The sequence below is a fragment of the Neobacillus sp. NPDC058068 genome (assembly GCF_042885335.1).
Taxonomy (GTDB): domain Bacteria; phylum Bacillota; class Bacilli; order Bacillales; family Cytobacillaceae; genus Neobacillus.
In genome coordinates this window covers 40811-61556 of record NZ_JBHVSI010000006.1, presented here as the reverse complement: position 1 = coordinate 61556, position 20746 = coordinate 40811, and the positions used below count along the sequence as shown (strand labels likewise).

Genomic DNA, 20746 nt, shown 5'->3' with positions numbered 1-20746 from the left:
ATGCTTATAAATTCGCTAAGTTTGTCCCATATGCTTCAAATTCCCTACCTTTCGCTAAAATATGATAAAAAAAGTCCAACTCAGCATAATGAATAGCACCGAGGTCTAAATGTGCATAAAATGAGCAATTGTAATTGAGTAAATGGTGCACACCAGGCGAATAACCCGAGGAAAAAATGAATTTTCAAAAACCCCAAATGCAGGAAAATAGAAATTATCGTCGAATAATAAATAATGATGTCATTATTTGTAATATTGGGAGGACCATTTGTATGGATGAAAATCAACATTCATTAATATTTATCGGCAAAAAAAAGCGAAATAATGAATTACAGCTTACGAGTAAACCCGGTTTTAGCGATGCAATCTGTCTTTCAAAACATTCAACCCACTCAACTCAGAATACTCCCTATCAGTCCATCTCCGTTGATGGCAGCAAAAATCTTTCTATCCACTTCTGTGATGAAAACATCCAATTCACGTACCACAATAAGTCACTACATGTTTTAGCAGGCGACAAGAATCTAGCCGATGAAAAAGTTTTAGATATATGTAGCAATTTTGCCTTTAAAGAAGGAAACAAGGTCACTTTTTTAAAAGTAATTCCGAAACGAAATACGATACCAAGGAAAAAGAAGGAGGTACATGTGTTAATGGCGGGCAGGGAACTGGACGACGAGTAGAAATAAAAAGAAGTTCTGACAAACATCACGCACTTTTCAATCTTTCTTGCATTGTGCCGTTTTATGCTCTAGTACAAGTACACATGATACATATCCAGTTCTAAGATTGGTCATTTTCATGCTCAACACGAATGACTACCTTTCCCTTGGCATGTCCTTCTCCAAGATACTGGACAGCATCAGCAGCTTTACTTAACGGATATTGTTTATCGATAACAGGTACTACTGTGCCTGCCATAAAGAGCTGCTTTAAATAATTTTGGTCATTTCTATTTGGTTTATGGACCAGGATAGACATTTTCTTTCCCGAGGTTTTAGAATACAAAGGTCCCGTGATCAGGCATTGTAAAATTCGGAGCAAGGGACCTCCCACCATAATATAAGTGCCGTTAGGATTTAATATACGATTGAAATCGAAAATAGATCGATTTCCCACAATATCGAGAATAAGTTCATAAGATTGTCCTTTTTGGGTGAAATCCTCTTGGGCATAATCAATAACTTGGTCAGCCCCCAAAGACAAAAGCATATTCAATTTCTCCGCCCTGTCTACACATGTCACATTTGCTCCATATAATTTTGCAATCTGCAAGGCAAACGTGCCAACACCTCCGCCAGCACCATTAATTAAAACCTTTTGTCCTTCCTTAATTTTTCCATTATCACGAAGTCCCTGTAGGGCAAGGACTGCCGCCTGTGGTATGGACGCAGCTTCTTCGAATGTCATACTCGCTGGTTTCAACGACAATGCATTTTCATGAGCACATGCATATTCCGCAAACCCACCCCATCCACACCAAGAAATGTCCCCGAAAACCTCATCACCAGGTAATAAATGCTTTACGTCTTTACCAATAGCTTCAACCTGGCCCGCTATGTCAGCGCCGAGTATTTTGTACTTTGGTTTAAGAAGCCCCCCAAGACGGGCTAGGAACGGTTTGCCTCTTAGGAGTTCCCAATCCCAAGAATTAACAGAAACAGCCTGAACTTTTATTAGTACCTCGTTGTCCTTTGGTGTAGGTTTTTCTACTTCTTTGAGTTTAAGAACCTCAGCCGTTCCGTATTTATTATAGATAATCGCCTTCATCAAGGTTTCTCCTTAACATTTTTTAGGTTATTACATACTATTCATGCAAAATCTTTCTAATAACGTCTGTAAAAAAATTGCCTCGGTAGCAATAAGGCTCTTTACTAATATTAATACTGTTAAAAATACTAAAAACAGTGCGATTTCAAGTGCCCGCGAAGCGATCGACCCTCAGTTTGAAAATGACACAAATATGACACAGAAGTGACGCTTTCTTCTGTTATAAGACAAAATGTGATACTCTTTTAATATTTTTGTAACATAACTGGCATATTGTTCTGTTATAACTATAGTACTAAGGAAAGGGGAAAGCGTATGCAATTGAATATAAAGCGTATAATTCTCGTGTTACTTACAACCCTGTTATGTGTATCAGGTACTGCAAATACATATGCACAAACAAGTAAAGAAGCCCTACATAACGCCAAGCAGGCGCTTGACGACCAACAAAGAATCGTAGAGCAAAAGGAACAAGAAAAACAGGTTGTTAATAAAGAGATCCAAAAAATACAGCAAGAATTAGAATCACTATATAGTTATATTACAAAAAACAAAGAAGCCATGGCAGCGACTCAGGAAAAAATAGACGAGACGAACAGACTCATCGAAAAGAAAAAAGAAGACATCGTCGAGCTTGAAGACAAAATCCTTGGCCGTAAAGGGATTATGAAGCAGCGGGCAGTGGCCATGCAGCAAAATAATAGTGTTAATCTTATGATTAACCTATTCTTTGAGTCTAATAGTATTTCAGATTTCATCCAGCGTGCCAGTGCGGCATCGGAATTAATGGATGCGGACAAAAGCATTTTAACAGCACAGAAGGAAGACCTTCAACAGATTGAACAAGATAAAAAAGAGATTGATAAACAAGAGCAGATTTTAGAAGATCAACAAAAAGAGATTGCTAAACAGCAAGCTGAGCTTGATCAAAATTTGCAAAAAAGACAAGATGCTTTAACAGCGATGCAGGATAAATACAATCAAATCGCACAGCAAGCAGCACTTGCAGAACAAGAAAAAGCAGGCATGGAGTCGCAGATGAAAGATATCCAGGCAAAGATTGCTAGAGAACAAGCAGAGGCAAAAGCGCGAACAGCCTCAGTCTCGTCCTCATCTTCATCTTCATCTTCATCTTCGTCCAAAAGCAATGTGGGCGTTGCAATAAAAGGCAAGGAAATGTACGTAACTGCTACTGCGTACACACCTGAAGATTCCTATCATATTACTGCGGCCGGCTACGATATTAAAGCCAACCCTAATATGAAATTAATTGCCGTCGATCCAAGAGTTATTCCACTAGGAAGTAAAGTTTGGGTAGAAGGTTACGGCGTAGCTGTTGCAGGTGATACCGGCGGAGCCATCAAGGGCCATAAAATCGACGTGTTACTGCCAACGACAGCACAAGCACTGCAATGGGGCAGAAAGACAGTGAAAATTGTTGTATTGGAATAGTGGTCTGTGAGCAGGCTGCGAAAATGCCATTTCTAGTAAGATTTAGGAAATAACTTTAAAAAATAATACATGAAAAAAGAGACCCACCGGCTTGATGCTGAAGGGTCTCTTTTTTTGCATTATCTATCGCGGTTAATATCCCAGCGATAATGTATCAATTTTTCAATTCGCTATTAAAATAAGTTAAGGAGGCTTTCTTGATTATTGCATACCATTTCCTGCAAAAAGTCCTGCAAAAAATATGATTCGCAAATAAAACAGGACATTTCGCAAATAAAGGGCACCTATTCGCAAATAACAAAGAAGCATCAACAGTGCCTGACACCAACTGTCCACCCCAGGCGGACAAATGTCCACGAGTGGTGCCTGACACCCCTATTGTGACACCCTCATTGACACCCTCATCATCACCCCAAATAAACTAAATCCTTCAACTCATCTGTCGAAAGTTCGGTGATCCAGTTTTCGCTGGTGATGATTTGGTCGTTGAGGTGTTGTTTCTTTTCGAGCATGGCATCGATTTTCTCTTCGAGCGTTCCGGTGCAAATCAGCTTGTGCACGTGGACGAACCTGGATTGCCCAATCCTGTAGGCGCGGTCGGTCGCTTGGTTCTCGACGGCCGGATTCCACCAGCGGTCGTAGTGGATGACGTGATTCGCCGCGGTCAAGTTCAGTCCGGTTCCGCCCGCCTTCAATGACAGCAGGAACACCGGAAACTCGCCGTTCTGGAAGCGTTCAATCATTGTATCCCGCTGCGTCTTCGGCACGCTCCCATTTAAAAACGGAACTTCCACACCAAATTTCTTTTTCAATATGGCGCGGATCATTTCGCCCATTTCAATATATTGCGTAAAAATCAAACAGCTCTCGCCCTGTTCCAAAACAGCGCCAATCAGCTCGACAAGCTTCTCCATTTTATTCGAGCGCTCGAGAAGCTCACGCCCCGCCGATTTCTCCTTTAAGTACAGCGCCGGGTGGTTGCATAGCTGTTTCAAACGGCTAAGCATTTGTAAAATTAACCCCTTGCGCTCGAAACCAGACAATTTTTCAATCTCAGCAAACGTATCGTGGATGAGCTGCTCGTACAACGACGCCTGTTCGGCCGTGAGCGGGCAGTATTCTTTTTGTTCCAGTTTATCTGGAAGGTTGAGCGCAACCTCTTCATCCTTTTTCGTGCGGCGCAGCAAGAATGGTCGAATCAAAGCTTGGAGCTGCTGCACTTTTTCCTTCTTCTCATCTTTTTCAATCGGGATAACGAACTTTTTCTGAAATTGACCTAAGCTGCCAAGATAGCCGTGATTGGTAAAATCAAAAATCGACCACAGCTCGGATAAGCGGTTTTCCATCGGTGTTCCGGTCAGCGCGATGTGATGGCGGCCGCGCAGCCTTCGAACCGCTTTCGATTGCTTGGTCTGTGCGTTCTTGATATTTTGCGCCTCATCAATCGCAATGGAGCTCCAAATCATCGACTCGAATTCGGCTCCGTCAAGGTGGCTCAATCCATAGGAAGTCAGCACGACATCGGCATCTTGAACCTTTTCGGAAAAAGCTTCTTCCTTCAGGCGGTTCGATCCGTAATGCAAATACACCTGCATCTCCGGAGCAAAGCGCGCCAGCTCCTTCTGCCAGTTTCCCAGCACCGAAGTCGGGCAGATGATCAGCGCCGCTTTCGTCGGAACCTTGGCAGGAGCATCATCCGCCTCCTTTTTGCGCCGGGTTTTGGCAGGAGGGGTGTCAGGCACCACTGCTAATTCATCGCCGACAATTTCCTTCACTTTCAACAAATAGGAGATGAGTTGAACGGTTTTGCCGAGGCCCATGTCATCGGCAAGGCAGGCGCCGAAGCCGTACTGGCGCAAAAACCAGAGCCAGCTCATGCCGAGATGCTGGTAGGGACGGAGCTCACCGTTCAGCCCCGAAGGTACGTCCACAAGCGGAATTTCGTGCACTTCCGAAAGCTGCTTGACCATCTGCTTCCATTGGCGGTTCAATTCGATTTGAATTTTTGCAAACGCCTTTGGATTTTCGAGCTCATCTTCCGCACCAGTCGGTTCCACCAGCTCCTGCTCCAGCAAATCGCGGACATGAAGCCCTTCCTTTTCGGCACGCTTCATTAAATCCTGAATTTGGCGGATGAACTGCGGATCCAGCTTGACCCAGCGGCCGCGGATATAAACCAGTCGTCGTTTTTCCTCCACCAGCTTACCGAACTCATCCTCGGACAAGTCAACACCGTTCATTGAAAAACGCCAGTTGAAATCGAGCATCGCCTGCAGACCAACGAATGACGGACGATGGCTGGACGATCCTTTCAGCGACGCTTTCACCTTCAAATTGGCATTTTTCATCGCCTGCCACCAGGAAGGGAGGAGGATTTCAATGTTCAGCGCCACCAGGGTTTCACTGGCATCGGTTAGAAACATCCATGCTTCTTCCTCGGTAAGATGGGTTTTGAGACGGCGGTCCATCAAGGCGGCGGCTAAATCGCCCGTGGCTGTTTCCTCGCTATCCCCATGGTCCTCACCGAGCCACGGAATCAGCCGCACCCAGCGAGTCTGCTCGCGGTCAACCTTCTCCAAAAATGGGCGCCACTTCGCAGGAATCTTGGCGGCTCCCTCAATATCATAAACCTCATCGACATTTTTTTTACCGCGCAAAAAAACATCCAACGTCCACGCGCCTTCGCCATTGATTGGTTCATCTAATCGGAGCCCGATCGTAAACGGCGTGTTGCTTTCCTTAATCCCGACCCACTCGAGCCAGCTTTCCTCATCAAAATAACGGGCCAGCTCGCCGCCGGAAATGTTCTGCTTTTTCAATAAGTCGAGCTTCGGTCCGAACAACTCTTTCATCGCGGAATTCCGGGTTAGATAGGCATCTAAGGCGTTATTGTACAAATCGGAGAGATAATCGAAAGCCGTGTGCGGGCGGTGCGGCTCGGCAGGATTATCCTTGAAAGCCGTGTCCGACCCGGCAGGCTCGTCCTCGAAAGCCCTGTCCGCCCGGCGCGGCTTGCCAGCTCCAACCTCGAATTGGGACGTCGTCTCATCGGCCATTTCCTGCTCCCAAAAGGACGGATCGAATTCGTCTTTAACCCGCTCCGGCAGCTTCCAGCGGAAATCGCCGTGCTCCCATAGCGAAAAGTCCGGGAGCCAGTCTTTCTCCAAGATGCCTTCATAAAGGGCAAGGGAGGAGGCAAGGCAAATCTCGGACTCCTCATTCCAGTCCCATTCAATGAAGCGATTAAACGACTCTTTGGCAAAAAGCGAGACCAGCTGCCAGCCGCTGACCACGACCCCTTCAACGCCGTCCACTGTCTCCGTCTCAAGCACCGTCCCGAAGAAGCTCTCGGCATGGCTGCTGAAAACGAGGTTCTTCCACATCGACGGAGCCCGAAAATGGCCGCGGACGTCTTGGGCCGTAAGCAGGAAGCGGCCATCTCCTATTTTAGTTGTCAGTAATTTCAAAAACCTTGTATTCAGCATCTTACAGTGTACTCCTTTAAGTGGGGTAGACTAGATTTATTTCTAAAAAATGGCTAAAAGTCCAAAACCCTATAAAAAATATCCAAAACCACCAAAAAAATATCCAAAAGTATATAAAAAGTGTCCAAAACACCCCGAAAAAAGTCCCAAACGCTTTGAAAAATGTCCAAAACCTAACAAAAAAATAACCAAAATGAAAAGAATCAGAGGAAACGCACTGGGTAACACTCTAAAAATAACTAAAAAGCACTAATAATAGAAAAATTAAAGTCTAATTCAATTCTTATTTGCGAACAAACCCGTTTTATTTGCGAAAAGTGCCATTTTATTTGCGAATCGTAACATTTTCACCGAAGTGTCCACCCCACGCGGACAAATGTCCACGAGTGGTGCCTGACACCCCACCTGACACCACCCCATCAAAGCCCCAATCTTCATCCTCTACTCAATCAGCTTGCTCCGTCTGCATTCTTCATGGAAGGCGCGGAGCCGTTTTGTCCGCTCGAGTAGGTTATCGATAAAGTATTGCCAGTCGTCGACGCGTTTCAGCTTTTTGTACAGCGTCCGCAGTTTTTTCAAATGCCTGACCGCCATCCGGTAGCTGGCGCGATTCTTCTGATCAATCTCGCGCTGGGCGGTCTGATGGAGCATCGCCAGCAGCACCTCGGGGCGCTCCTTCTCGACAAGCTTCACCCGGTCCTTCGGCAAATCGTAATAATCGAAACCGGCCAGCGCCTGAAGCTCGCCCCAGCGGTCGTACTGTCCGCGCTCGAACAGCAAATACTCATAATCGGCAAAACTATAGGGAAGCATCGCGAGCAGTGCACGTTCATACAAATCCAAGCGGTCATTTTTCGCACAGTACGCCATAATCGAACGAAGCGCACTCCGCGAAAACGCCGCACAGCTATGATAGGCACCCAAATGCTCCAAATACCCCTTCACCTTTTGCACAAATAACTCAATCACCGGTCCGGCCCGCTTCCACGCCTTCAGCTGACTCAAATAATCAATCCAATAAACCAAATGAGGCGTGAACAAATCATCCTTAATTTGCGCCATCAATTTTAAAGCGAGCTCATCGTGCTGGAGCAGAAGATTCAAATGAATCGTCGCAACCGCCAGCGGCATGGGATTCTCCCAATCCTGGAGCTCCTTGCCGCGCACCCGAATCTTCTCTAATTCCTCTTCCCGCCAAGGCTTTTTTTTGAAAAAATGAACCCACAACAAGCGGTACAAAAAAATCCGTTCATATTCAAGCCCGCGTGCTGCCGTCAGTAATTCGATGGCATCATCCTTCAATTTCTCGATAAATTCATCAAAGGCGAACGGCGTCGTCTGCACACCAATTTTTTGAGCAAGCTCCTCGGCATCATCCATCATATTATGAAACAAATGTAGATAGGCCCGCTTGACCACATCCTCGGTGTGTTCGAGCTGCTCACTCAGCACCGCCAGCTTCCGGAACGACACGACAATCCCGACAAGCTCATACAGCAGGCGCCATTCCTTCTCCACCGGGGCACTGGCATGAATCCGGCGCTCGTAAATCCCGAACAGCTCCGGAATCACAAAAGCACTCGTGTATTTTTTCGTAGCAAGGAGCGTGTCAAAACTGACCTCAAACGAATGCACCCAGCGGCTGTAATCCGGCTTCAAGACACCGTTCGCCTTGATCAAATCCTTCGCCGTCTGCATCCCCCAGCCGGAAACCGCCTTTTGCTCACGAATCGGCTCGCGCCACCCCGTCACCCAATCACCGACACTGCCGGCACCAGACCGGGCATACGCACTGAAAAACACCGCCATCTGATGACGGCACCAGCCCTCCGTCGGGCACGAGCACTCGCTCATCGCCAAAAAGGTGAAATTAAGCCGAACCTTGACCGGCGTCACATCCTGCACCGTCGCCGTCGCCGTTTCATCGGAAATATGTAATTGCGTAACCAGCCCTTGCCGGTACAGCATCAAGCCCTTTTGCACAAGCTTCGCATCCTCGACCGTATTAGGATGCAATAATTCGCCAAGCTCCTCGGCCAGGCTTAGTATCTGTTGTGTCGCCTCCAAAGCCGCAGCCCCCTTTTTTGAAAAATAAATATTGTAAACGCTGAAGCCGCAGCCCCTTTTTGAAAAATTAAAGTCGTAAAAGCGGAGGTCCCAGCGTCCTTTTTGAAAAATAAAAATCGTAAACGCTGAAGCCGCAGCCCCTTTATTGAAAAATTAAAGTCGTAAAAGCGGAGGTCCTAGCCTCCTTTATTGAAAAATAAAAGTCATAAAGGCGGAAACCACAGCCTTCTTTTTTGAAAAATAAATATCCCGAAGGCTGACCTATTAGGATCGCAGCCCCTCTATTGAAAAATAACTATCATTAATAAAACGGTAAACACGTTAAAAAAATCCATATTCCTTTATTATACCCAAAAAACCACTATTAGAGGAGAGGGAGGTTTGGAAAGAAGGAAAAGGCCAAATCATTGAAGAATTAGTTTACTATCAAAAAACATAAAAATGGGGTATTCACGCATGGATATCAAAAGCTTGCTGCTGTTTTTAATTCCTTGGTCGCTATTCTTTATTCTTTTTGAGTTCATCTTACGAAAAAAATTAAACATTAACAGGCCTAAGGGTTTCTATCGCGGGGTGAACAACCTGCACAAAAGAGTGGAAATAGGCCTTTTTATTGGTTTTCTTCTTTCTATGATCATCATGGAGTTCTTTTTTTCCGGAATGGACAAATATACGCTGTTTATCTTTTTTACCTTTTTATTTGGCGTTCGCGCTTTTATGGAATGGAAATTTGATCGCCCGACAAGGGAATACATCATTACCTTCTGGGCATTCTGCTTCTTTTGTGTATTCACCATTAGCTTCATCTTTTTGTTTTGAGGGACTCATGTTTAGGCCGTTTAGACACGATTTCTCCCTAACAGAACTGGGGTAAATTTCTACTATTGAAGCGGAAGCCTCATTGCCCGAAAAGGTGAAAAAACAGCTTGCGCGGTCAAAGAGCGGGCGTCTCATTGCCCGAAAAGGTGAAAAAACAGCTCGTCCGGTCAAAGAGCGGGCATCTCATTGCCCGAAAAGGTGAAAAAACAGCTTGCACGGTCAATGAGCGGGCGTCTCATTGCCCGAAAAGGTGAAAAAACAGCTTTTACGGTCAATGAGCGGGAGCCTCATTGCCCGAAAAGGTGAAAAAACAGCTCGTCCGGTCAAAGAGCGGGCGTCTCATTGCCCGAAAAGATGAGAAACCAGCTTGCACGGTCAATGAGCAGGAGCCTCATTGCCCGAAAAGGTGAAAAAGCAGCTCGTCCGGTCAATGAGCGAGCGTCTCATTGACCGAAAAGGTGAAAAAACAGCTTGCATGGTCAATGATCGGGCGTCTCATTGCCCGAAAAGGGGAAAAAGCAGCACGTCCGGTCAATGAGCAGGCGTCTCATTGCCCGAAAAGGTGAAAAAACAGCTCGTCCGGTCAAAGAGCGGGCATCTCATTGCCCGAAAAGGTGAAAAAACAGCTCGTCCGGTCAAAGAGCGGGCGTCTCATTGCCCGAAAAGGTGAAAAAACTGCTCGTCCGGTCAATGAGCAGGCGTCTCATTGCCCGATAAACCCCATTTTCGTCCGGCTCGTCTTGAGCATACGGGCAATTACGGGCGCCTTGCGCATTTCTCGAAAAAGATACCATTTTTGAATCCAAATTGACTTAAAAATAAGTAATCGGAACGAAGTGCCCGTAAACTGTCCCTCCCACATCCTAGGAAGGAATTATCTCCTTGTTTGTTGAAATAATCCAAAGAAGGTTTATTTCTCAAGAAGAGAAGGGTGGCGCGTGTGAAGATGAAGATGTCGAAGTTGTATGAAACACATGTGTATACTAGGGATTTGGAGAGGGCAATTGAGTTTTATCAGTCGCTGGATTTAGAGCTTGCTTATGTGATTAGGGGTAGGGGGGTGGCTTTCTTTTGGTTGGGTGATCCTGTGGCAAAAGAGCAAATGCTTGGTATTTGGGAGGTTCCTGAGGGAAAATTTGCTGCCAACCATTTTGCTTTGGTGGTTTCCTTAGAACAATTATTGGAGATCCCGCAATTTTTGGAAAGTAAGGGGATTGAGCTGCTCCCGGACTTCGGTTTGGACACGTCGGAACCGATTGTCCACACCTGGATGCCGGCTGCGTCCTATTATTTCAATGACCCTGATGGGAACTCGCTTGAATATTTGTCCGTTCTCGACGGTGAGCCGCAGCCGGAGCATGGAGCCATCCATTTAAGCAAATGGAACCAGCTTCAACGATAATAACAGGATGGGACGAGGCACCCTGTCCCGCTTTTAGTGAGACGAGGTGCCTGTCCCCGTGTCCATAGCCAAATAATCAAACAATTGGGTTAGGTACGTGTTCAGGTCGAAGCCATCCTCATTAGCAAATTCCGATAGTAACAATTTATTTTCCTCCATTCTTCATTCCTCCTCGATTACGGTTCTACTAGTATTATTCCCAATCTTGCAATCTTTTAATCAGGTAAAATAATGAAAACTCGCAGATTGGCGAGCCGTTAGGTGGTTCACGAGGCGTAGTTGTACTTATGCCTGATAGGAAGGTTATGCATTCCTATCGGCTAAAAAAAAGCCAGTCTTCTTTTATAGAAGACTGGCCTAAACTTTTAGTAGAGCCGCTTAAATGCCGCAAAGTGGGCGGTATAGTAGGGGCTTTTTAGATTGGAAATCATGATTCCGTATTTTTCGTCGGCGTGGATGAATTGGTCGCCGCCGAGATAAAAACCGACATGGGAGATTCCTTTTGTGTATGTATTTTCAAAAAATACAAGGTCGCCGGCTTGCGGTTTGTCGACATAGTAGCTGCGGTCATAATAGCCTGCTGCGGAATAGCGCCCGATTTTCGTGCCTGCTTGGTTCGCGACGTAATAAATGAACCCGCTGCAGTCGAAGCCTGAGAGAGAGCTGCCGCCCCACACATAAGGGGTGCCGATTAAACTCTTTGCAGTCGAAATCGCTTTTGACGCAAAATCAGTTTTTGCTCCATTGTCGGTTTTACCTGGACTAACAGTGGTGCCTGACACCTTCAGCTTCTGCCCGACATAAATCATATCTGACTTCAGGTTATTCAACGTCTTCAACTGCTGCACGGTCATTCCATATTGGACGCCGATTTTGCTCAAGCTGTCGCCGCTCTTGACGGTATACTCACTCGTAGAAGCCTGCTGGGACGGGGCGGTTGCTGGCGGAGTCACGGGTGCCGGAGCTGCCGGTTTCGGCGCAGTCACGGTCACAGTTTGGCCGGGGGCAGACACCTTCAGGACTTGTCCGACAAGAATCAATGTCCCGCTCAGGTTATTCCACTGCTGCAATTCGCCGACGGTCACATTGTAGCGGTTGGCAATTTTGATCAAGGCATCACCTCTGACAACAGTATAAGTGGTTTGCTTGACCGCTGTAACGGTTGTAGTTGCAGGAGCAGAGCCGATTTGTAAGATTTGATTTTCATAAATTAGATCGGATTTTAATCCGTTTTGCACCTTGATTTCATTGACACTGGTCTGATATTTCAAGGCAATTTTTGATAGGCTGTCCCCTTTTTGAACCTTGTAGCTATCAGCGAGGGCGGACCCGGCAAACAGCGTCGAAAAAAGGGCGGTTGTCGATAGAGTGCGAATAATAGTCTTCTTCATCTAGAAAAATCACCTCATATTTTCATATTTGCCCTCATTTTACCATAGTTTGCTAGTGTACCGGGATAATAAATTGCGAAACTCGAAGAATTGTCACTAAAGATGGGGGAACTTGAAGAAAAAAGGAAGATTTGCGGTATAAATGAAACAGAAGGCTGTAAAAAGTCACAAATAGTTGTAAAAATCACACTTTACGACTGAATTATTGGGTATTTTAAGCGGGCTCAAATCATTTATCAGTGAATTTGTGGCTTTTATTTGCGAATTTCGTTGTTTTATTTGCGAATCTAAGCAGCAACAATTTTTTTAGAAAAAAGCCAACAAAAACCCCCAGATGAAATAGTTCCATCAAGGGGTTTTTGTTCCTAATCACTAAAAGAATACCCGTTCCACCAACCAAATGGCTCCCAAGGCGACAATCACATAAGAACCGTACGTCACGATTTTTCTCGAATTTTTTAGTTTGAACATCATAGTTAATAATGGCAGCAGCAGCAAAACGATTAGTAATTGAACACATTCAATCCCTAAGTTGAAATTTATTAAGGCGGCGGCCAGGTGACTTTTTGGTATCTCCATTTCGCGTAAGATAGTGGCAAAGCCGAGACCGTGAATTAATCCGAAAAGAAAGGTGATGCTCCAGCGATGGCGGATTTCCTTCCTGAAAATATTTTCAAGGGCGACATAACAGATACTAAAGGCGATTGTAGCCTCGACAAATCGCGATGGCAGCGTGAACAAGCCGAGCACAGCAAGACTAAGGGTAATACTATGGGCAATCGTGAATGAAGTAACAATCGCTGCATATTGCTTAAAGGTTTGCTTCCTCAGTAACAAGGCAAACAGAAAGAGTAAATGATCATAGCCGGTTAAGATATGAAGCGTGCCAAGCTTGAAAAAGGAAAACCATGAAGAGGTACCCGACTTTGCGGCGGCATTCGGCTGCTCTTTACCAGCGCCTGCCCCCTGCTCTTGGTCCGCGCCGGCATCACCAGCAGCACCCTGCTCACTAGGCGGTTCTTGGCCCTGCTCATACTGTGGCTCGGTGACCAGCATCGTCCACGTCCGTTCCTTGCCTTGTAACACCGCCTCACTTGTTTCTCCCAAATAAGAGGAAGAAATCAGGTTGACGTAGTTTGTCCCGGTATCGTGGAAATAAAAACCGTCATTAAAGACGAGGGTGTCGCCTGGTAAAAATGCCGGGAAAATCATCGTAACAGACAGGAATTCCTTCGTTTCCTTTTTGACAATCTCGATTTTTTCTACCGTCGGTGTCTGTTCCCTGTTGCCATTATCAAGGGTGAGACCCTCGGTGATTAATTCCTCGATGCGATGTTCTTCCTTTTTGATTTCTGATTTTTCGATGATAAAGTTCTTGTTTGCATCAATCTTGGGCGCTAGCTCCAAAACAGATAAAGTATCAAGCGAAAAGACGACTTTTGTCTGTTTTTTATCCATTGTTATTTTTGTATAACTAGCACTATAGGCATGGGCAGAAGCATTTGAAGGAAAGAAAATAAATGCAAGTAGCCAAAAAGATAACAATACCAAGGTTAGAGGTCTGACTTTGGGTCGAAATTTGTTGAATAATGTCATATTGACATCCCTCCTAAACATTATATTAATATAATTTCCTGGATTTCCCAAATGAAAACGTAAAACAATTTCTCCTTTATATAATCACACTTTGAGGGTGGTTGTATACGGGAAAGGGTTTTCATTTACGAATATTTATATAATAATTTACAAAAAAATTATATCTTTCAGCGAAAAATTTTTGTAGAATGAGAGAGTGATATAAATCACTACACGATAGGTGGAAATACCTAGATTCGTGAAAACAATAAATGAGGAAAAGGGTGGTTAATGGATGAGCTTTACCAATCGAAAGTTCAAGCGCATGACAAGTATGTTCATGGCCGCGCTATTATTGCTTAGCACATTTTTGCCAAGCGGATTAATAGGCAAAGCACATGCAGAGCAAGCTGATCACATTGTTATTTCCCAAGTTTTCGGGGGAGGAGGTAACTCAGGCGCTCCTTACAATAAGGATTTTATTGAGTTGTATAATCCAACCGATCAACCAGTTGATCTGAAAGACTGGTCTGTACAATATGCCTCATCAGCTGGAAGTAGCTGGCAATTTACTACTTTAAATGGTGTAATACCTGCTTATGGCTATTACCTAATCGCAGAAGCAGGCGGTGCAAATGGTGCTGATCTTGCAACTCCGGATGATTCAGGTGCCATCGCAATGGCTGCTGGAGCCGGGAAGGTAGTATTGTTGAAAACAACTACTTCACCAAAAGATGGAAAGGTGCCTGCAGATGCTGTTGATTTCGTGGGATATGGCACAGCGGCAAATGCCTATGAAGGTACTGGACCTACGAAAACTTTAGATGCGAAAACAAGTGCTCAGCGCCGCCCTTACGCAAACGTCGACCCGGCAACCGGCAAAGGAAATGCCTGGGATACAGACGACAACGCCGCGGATTTCTATGTAGGAGCAGTTGCTGCACCGAGAAACACAGCAAGCGCACCTGAGAAGCCGATGGTTCCAGTTACAAGCTTACAGGTCAAAGGAATAAACATTCAATTTACCCAAAATAGCAATGATCTAAAAGTAGTCGGTCTAGCTGATGCAGCTGAACCGGGCTCGACGATTAATGTTTATGAAAACGCATCCAAAGGAACTGCTTTAGCTACAGCTACAGCGGCAGCTGACGGTTCATTTTCGATTGGCTTCACTTCTGCCAAAACATTACCATCCGTATTTGTTACTGCCAAGCAAGGCGATTTAGATGAAAGTGCAGCGATTCAAATTAGCGTAGCAGCACCAAGCGCAGCAATCGCTCAAGATAAATTAAGCTACAGCATCACAAGCGGAACAGGCACATTAATTGGCAGTCCAGGTACTGCAGCAGCGGGTGCCACCGTTAATGTCTATCCGAACGACAAAGCGAATGCTAGTGAAAAATTAGCAACCGTTACAGCGGGAACAGCAGGAGATTTTACGACAACAATCAAAAGTGCTCCGAATACCGTTTATGTAACACAGATTACGACTAGCAGTAAGGGTATCATGCTGGAAAGTCCGTCTGTTTCCGTGACAAAAGCGGATACAGCGACGACTTCAACGATTGCTGATGTTCGTAAGTCAGACGATAAAGGTCAAGCTGTGAACTTAAATAAATTTTTCACAGTTGAAGGGGTTGCGACTGTCGACAACCAAATTCTTGGAACGCAGAAGCAAAACTACTATATTCAAGACGGAACAGCAGGAATCAACATTTTTGGTGGATTAGATACGCCGTTTAAGACACTTAAAGGCGATAAAGTCCGCGTAACAGGTAAGGTTTTACAATACAATGGCTTAGTCGAATTAGAAGCGACAGCTATTGAAAAAATAAGTGAAGGCAATCCAGTTCCGGCTCCAAAAACACTTACGATTATGGATTTAAATACGTTTGCAACTGCAGAGCCGCTGGAAGGAAGCCTTGTTTCCGTCACAGGTAAGGTTTCAGCTGTAGCAAGTACACCGCCAAACTGGAACGTAACCTTTGTTGACGAAAATAACAAAGCGACGACATTGCGTGTTATGGGCGCAACAGGAATCGTTCCAGATAACGACCTTGTAACTGGAAAAAGCTATACCGTTACAGGTGTATTAGGTCAGTATACAACCAATGCGTCAGCAACAAACGGGTACCAATTGTATCCACGTGATCCAAAGGATATTTCGCCAATTTTAGCGATCACTCACACAGCGATTAAAGAAGTGTACAAAGGAACAAGCGTAGAATTTGCCGCCAATGCCGATGGAGCAGAGTCAGTAACTGCTTATTATCGCGCGGCTGGAGCGACAGAATTTACAGCTTTACCAATGGTGAAAGGCAGTGAAGGCCGCTATACAGTCACATTGCCAGCATCAAATGTACCGCAAAATGGCTTTGAGTATTATATTGAAGCAAAAGCGGGCACTCAAGTCCAGTCAGCTGGAACAAGTGCGGCTCCAAATGCGGTTAAGATAATCGAAGATACGTTTGGACCAACAATCAGCGGAGAAACACCGCAGGATGGCACGAAAGTGGAGAGTCCAACACCTGAAATTTCAGCCTTAATCGATGACCCAAGCGGTGTCGATGAAACAACCGTACAATTATGGTTAGATGGCAAGGAGCTGAAAGCACCGGCTGCCGTCATTAACAAAACACAAGTAAAATATACACCAGCAGCAGACCTTGCACTAGGCAAGCACACCGTGAAGGTAGCCGCTAAAGACGTTTTAGGCAACCCTTCTGAAAAAGAATGGACATTTGAAGTTGTACCGCGCTTTACCGGTGGAAATCACTACCGTGGAACAACACATAACCACACGAGTATTTCACATGATGCGGCAGGTTCGCCTGAAGATGCACTAAAAGCAGGTAAGGCCCATCATTACGATTGGTTCGCATTCTCTGACCACTCCCATGATATCGACCCGGAAAAATTGGGTGTAGATACAGTGGAACACGGCGGTATGCAGGAGCGTACAGGCGGCGACCAATGGCAGTTAACAAAGGATTTAGCGAAGCAATATACAAAAAATAATGATTATGTAGTCTTCCCGGCATTTGAAATGACCTCAACTACATGGGGACATTCCAATATCTTCGGAACAGACAATTTCATTGACCGAAATATTAACGGCAAGCAATACCAAGACTTAAACAAGTATTACGCATGGGTCATGACATACGATGATATCGTTGGTCAATTTAACCACCCGGATATGTCTGCGAATGCTTTTAATAATTTCAAGCCATACAATAAAGACTTAGACAAGTTATTTACAATGCTAGAAGTGGGTAACGGTTCTGGACACTATGGTTATGCCAATGCAGAAGGCAAATTCTACTCGGCATTAGACCTAGGCTGGCATGTCGCTCCAACTTATGGGGAAGACAACCACGATGGTACATGGGGACAAACAAATGCCCGTACTGTTATCGTGGCCGATGATTTGTCACAAGATTCGTTAATGCATGCGATGCGGAATATGCGCGTCTATATGGCAGAGGATCCAAACTTCACGTTAGATGTATTAGCAAATGGCTATTACATGGGTTCAACTGTTGATAGCAAGAAGTTGAATTTTAAAATCACAGGAAGCGATCCAGTAGCAGAAAAACGCAACAGCACAGATTACAACTATCTGCCAACAAGCTATAAATCAGATGATAGAGTAGCAAAGGTTGAATTAATTTCAAATGGCGGCAAAGTCGTTGACACGTATTCACCAATGACTTCTGACTTTGAATGGAGTCCAAACTATACCGTAACAGGCGGCCAGCAATGGTTTGTTGTCAAGGTTACGCAAATGGATGGCGAACGAATTTATTCAGCGCCAATCTGGTCAAAAGAAGAATCAGTTGATGTAAAAGTAAACGGAATTGATATTGACGGCGGCGTGATTATTGGCGGCAACCCTGCTAAATTAACCGCAACTGTAGCCAATAATGGTAAAGAAGCGATCAAAAATCTAAAGGTAGACTTCTATTACGATGAAGTTAGACAAGAGAATTTTATCGGCACCAATAATATTTCATCAATTTTATCAAAAGGATCTGCAGGAGCAACTGCTACATGGCCAAGTCCAATGAAGGGCGACCATCAGCTAATTGTTGTCGTAACATCAACCGACGGTCTTGATATTGGTGATGTGAAGTATACAATGCCTGTAAAAATTAAAGAGCCGCTAGGAGTTACGGTTTTAATTGATGCAGCGCACGGCAATGAAAATACAAGTGCGGACAGCGGTACGTACAAGGATAACTTAAAAGCCTTTATACTAATGCTTCAAAAAGAAGGCTATACAGTAACGGAAAATAAAGTTGCGCTTACAGATGAAGTATTAAGCAATGTAAAAGTATTAGTATTAACTCATGCAAGAACAGCACTGACAGCGGCTGAAAGAACAGCTGTTACCAAGTTTATCAATAATGGCGGTTCACTATTAATGGCTGGAAAGAGCAATAATGGCTCAACAGACCCAACCGTTAATAATCCATTACTTGGCGATCTTAACTCAGCGATCCGCATGGGTAATGACGGCGTATTTGATGATAGCAAGACCGGCAACTTCTGGGGCGATCCAAAGGTAAGCCCATTTGCGGTCCGAGTACGTCCAGGATTAGTGTCTAACTATATTACCGACCGCGTATCATTTGTCGATTACTACTCGGGAACAAGTCTTTCTGGCCCGAATAATACGGCACTGACAGAAGGCGGTAAGGTTACAATTTTAGCAAGAGGAAATGAAACAACATACCAAGGCAATATTAAAGGCGGTTACACCTATGATGCTGTCTCCGATGAAACAGGCGGTTCAGCGATTCCATTAATTGCATCCGAAGAAATTGGTGCAAATGGGCGTATCGTGGTTTCCGGTATGAACATCTTCAATGATAAACAGATGGATGAGTCATTTGAACCAAAAGGCAATGACGAAATGACGCTTAATGCCGTCAACTGGTTAGCACATCGCGATACGAAAGTAATGAAAATCGCCGATGCCCGCAAACTAGCGGATGATACGAATGTCGTCGTCGAAGGAACGGTAACAACTGGTGCCGGCGTATTCTTCGATGCCTTCTATCTACAAGATGATACGAACGGAATTATGGCCTACCTTGAAGTTCCAGACGGAGCGTTAAAAGCAGGCGATAAAGTACGTGTTTATGGCCACATCAAGACATATGAAAATAATACAGAGTTAGAGTTTACTAACTTTGCAAAAGATGTCATCAAGCTTGGCAAAGGCACGCCTGTTCAACCGAAGCAGGTAGCGACCGGGGAAGCAACAACTGCTGCCAACCAAGGGCTGCTTGTGAAGGTAAAAGGAACAGTTGTCTCGAAGTACGATGAAAACTCTTATGTAATCAATGACGGTTCTGGCGATGTAATTGTGTTTACCGATGGATACATTGTGAACCAAAGCGGTGTAGCTGTACCAGATCTTAAAAAGGGTGACACATTGGAAGCTGTAGGTCTTTCAGGTGCCTTCTCACAAGGTGAGCGTATCCGTGTGAGAGATACTAGAGAATTAGTTGGCACTGTTAATGAAGATACAACAGCACCAGCGGCTCCAGTCGTAAATCCTGTAACCGATGCTGATCTAGTTATCAAAGGTACAGCAGAAGCAGGAGCAAAAGTTGTCGCGAAAGTCGATGGCAAAGAAATCGGCAACGCAACAGCAGATGCTGATGGTAAATTTGCGATTACGATTGCAAAAGTGGCAGCAGGCAAGAAAATCTCTGTCACAGCAACAGATGCAGCAGGCAACGTAAGTGCGGCAACGGAAGTAACTGTAACAACTGAAGCAGATGTAACCGCACCAGCAGCACCAGTAGTAAATCCTGTAACCGATGCTGATCTAGTTATCAAAGGTACAGCAGAAGCAGGAGCAAAAGTGGTTGCGAAAGTTGACGGTAAAGAAATCGGCAACGCAACAGCAGATGCTGAAGGCAAGTTTGCGATTACGATTGCAAAAGTGGCAGCAGGCAAGAAAATCTCTGTCACAGCAACAGATGCAGCAGGCAACGTAAGTGCGGCAACTGAAGTGACGGTTAGCGAAACAACAACACCAGATCCTGAAGTTAAAAATGGTTGGTATCAAGAGAATGACCTCTGGTATTACTATAATAATGGTATTCTGAAAACGAATGCTTGGGTTCAATCTAATCAAAAATGGTATTACCTCGGACCTGAAGGATCAATGCTCACAAATGAATGGGTATTATCCGGAGGAAAGTGGTATTATCTTGGCACATTCGGAGTAATGGATATGAATACCTGGGTTTCTACCAACGGAAAAATGTATTTTGTCGATGCGAATGGTGTCATGAAAACAAATGCCTGGGTACTTTATGGCGGTAAATGGTATTTCCTTGATGCGAAGGGTGTTATGAAAACAAATGCATGGGTACTTTCTAGCGGTAAATGGTATTTCGTTGATGCCAATGGCGTTATGAAAACAAATGCATGGGTACTTTCTAGCGGTAAATGGTACTTCGTTGATGCAAATGGTGTCATGAAATCAAATTCATGGGTACTATCTGGCGGTAAATGGTACTTCTTAACTGCTAGTGGTGCAATGCAAACTGGCTGGGTAAAAGTAAATAACAACTGGTATTACCTTGCATCAAGTGGTGCAATGCAAACCGGCTGGGTCCTAGTCAACAAGAAATGGTACTACCTATACACTGATGGCCATATGGCATCAAACACAACAATAGGTAAGTACAAAATCGGCAAAGACGGAGCATGGATTCAATAAACAAATTCAAAAAAACCTCTTCTCAGCAATGAGAAGAGGT

11 protein-coding genes are annotated in these 20746 nt (G+C 44.7%); 5 read left to right on the top strand and 6 right to left on the bottom strand.

Translation table 11 applies throughout. The features are described from left to right. Positions 1 to 272 precede the first annotated feature (272 nt). On the top strand, positions 273 to 683 hold the full coding sequence (locus ACFVSW_RS08770) for a hypothetical protein (protein ID WP_387314755.1): 411 nt from the start codon (positions 273 to 275) through the stop codon (positions 681 to 683). A 100-nt stretch (positions 684 to 783) separates the two neighbouring features. Here the strand turns inward: ACFVSW_RS08770 and ACFVSW_RS08765 are convergent, their stop codons facing one another. Further along, positions 784 to 1770 (bottom strand): NAD(P)-dependent alcohol dehydrogenase, encoded by a 987-nt coding sequence (locus ACFVSW_RS08765; protein ID WP_387314753.1) that lies wholly within the window; start codon positions 1768 to 1770, stop codon positions 784 to 786. A 315-nt stretch (positions 1771 to 2085) separates the two neighbouring features. Between ACFVSW_RS08765 and ACFVSW_RS08760 the strand changes: the two genes are divergently transcribed. After that, on the top strand, positions 2086 to 3222 hold the full coding sequence (locus ACFVSW_RS08760) for a 3D domain-containing protein (protein WP_387314752.1): 1137 nt from the start codon (positions 2086 to 2088) through the stop codon (positions 3220 to 3222). A gap of 407 nt (positions 3223 to 3629) precedes the next feature. On the opposite strand, the gene ACFVSW_RS08755 is transcribed toward ACFVSW_RS08760, so the two are convergent. After that, positions 3630 to 6707 (bottom strand): DEAD/DEAH box helicase, encoded by a 3078-nt coding sequence (locus ACFVSW_RS08755; protein WP_387314749.1) that lies wholly within the window; start codon positions 6705 to 6707, stop codon positions 3630 to 3632. 441 nt (positions 6708 to 7148) lie between these two features. After that, positions 7149 to 8774 carry an SWIM zinc finger family protein gene (locus tag ACFVSW_RS08750; protein ID WP_387314747.1) on the bottom strand — a complete coding sequence of 542 codons (1626 nt, stop codon included), beginning with the start codon at positions 8772 to 8774 and terminating at the stop codon, positions 7149 to 7151. A gap of 456 nt (positions 8775 to 9230) precedes the next feature. Here ACFVSW_RS08750 and ACFVSW_RS08745 point away from each other — a divergent pair, with 456 nt between their 5' ends. Together ACFVSW_RS08745 and ACFVSW_RS08740 are read left to right on the top strand one after the other, a co-directional pair. Continuing rightward, positions 9231 to 9593 (top strand): DUF4181 domain-containing protein, encoded by a 363-nt coding sequence (locus ACFVSW_RS08745; RefSeq protein WP_387314745.1) that lies wholly within the window; start codon positions 9231 to 9233, stop codon positions 9591 to 9593. A 946-nt stretch (positions 9594 to 10539) separates the two neighbouring features. After that, entirely contained in the window at positions 10540 to 10995 is a 456-nt protein-coding gene (locus ACFVSW_RS08740) for a VOC family protein (RefSeq protein WP_387315129.1), read from the top strand. 33 nt (positions 10996 to 11028) lie between these two features. Here the strand turns inward: ACFVSW_RS08740 and ACFVSW_RS08735 are convergent, their stop codons facing one another. The 3 genes from ACFVSW_RS08735 to ACFVSW_RS08725 all read right to left on the bottom strand — a co-directional run bounded on the left by ACFVSW_RS08735 (position 11029) and on the right by ACFVSW_RS08725 (position 13982). Continuing rightward, entirely contained in the window at positions 11029 to 11154 is a 126-nt protein-coding gene (locus ACFVSW_RS08735; RefSeq protein ID WP_387314743.1) for a hypothetical protein, read from the bottom strand. A 206-nt stretch (positions 11155 to 11360) separates the two neighbouring features. After that, positions 11361 to 12386, bottom strand: coding sequence for a C40 family peptidase (locus ACFVSW_RS08730; protein ID WP_387314740.1), 1026 nt, complete (start codon positions 12384 to 12386; stop codon positions 11361 to 11363). A gap of 372 nt (positions 12387 to 12758) precedes the next feature. Continuing rightward, positions 12759 to 13982, bottom strand: coding sequence for a HupE/UreJ family protein (locus tag ACFVSW_RS08725; protein ID WP_387314738.1), 1224 nt, complete (start codon positions 13980 to 13982; stop codon positions 12759 to 12761). 274 nt (positions 13983 to 14256) lie between these two features. Between ACFVSW_RS08725 and ACFVSW_RS08720 the strand changes: the two genes are divergently transcribed. Further along, a complete protein-coding gene (locus ACFVSW_RS08720; protein ID WP_387314736.1) occupies positions 14257 to 20706 on the top strand; it encodes an Ig-like domain-containing protein in 6450 nt (2149 codons plus the stop codon). The last annotated feature ends 40 nt before the right edge of the window (positions 20707 to 20746 follow it).

What these genes read in the sequence shown, in the direction of transcription:
- ACFVSW_RS08765 (WP_387314753.1), bottom strand. Translation starts at nt 1,770, where the DNA reads ATGAAGGCGATTATCTATAATAAATACGGAACGGCTGAGGTTCTTAAA.
- ACFVSW_RS08760 (WP_387314752.1), top strand. Translation starts at nt 2,086, where the DNA reads ATGCAATTGAATATAAAGCGTATAATTCTCGTGTTACTTACAACCCTG.
- ACFVSW_RS08725 (WP_387314738.1), bottom strand. Translation starts at nt 13,982, where the DNA reads ATGACATTATTCAACAAATTTCGACCCAAAGTCAGACCTCTAACCTTG.
- ACFVSW_RS08740 (WP_387315129.1), top strand. Translation starts at nt 10,540, where the DNA reads ATGAAGATGTCGAAGTTGTATGAAACACATGTGTATACTAGGGATTTG.
- ACFVSW_RS08755 (WP_387314749.1), bottom strand. Translation starts at nt 6,707, where the DNA reads ATGCTGAATACAAGGTTTTTGAAATTACTGACAACTAAAATAGGAGAT.
- ACFVSW_RS08735 (WP_387314743.1), bottom strand. Translation starts at nt 11,154, where the DNA reads ATGGAGGAAAATAAATTGTTACTATCGGAATTTGCTAATGAGGATGGC.
- ACFVSW_RS08720 (WP_387314736.1), top strand. Translation starts at nt 14,257, where the DNA reads ATGAGCTTTACCAATCGAAAGTTCAAGCGCATGACAAGTATGTTCATG.
- ACFVSW_RS08745 (WP_387314745.1), top strand. Translation starts at nt 9,231, where the DNA reads ATGGATATCAAAAGCTTGCTGCTGTTTTTAATTCCTTGGTCGCTATTC.
- ACFVSW_RS08770 (WP_387314755.1), top strand. Translation starts at nt 273, where the DNA reads ATGGATGAAAATCAACATTCATTAATATTTATCGGCAAAAAAAAGCGA.
- ACFVSW_RS08730 (WP_387314740.1), bottom strand. Translation starts at nt 12,386, where the DNA reads ATGAAGAAGACTATTATTCGCACTCTATCGACAACCGCCCTTTTTTCG.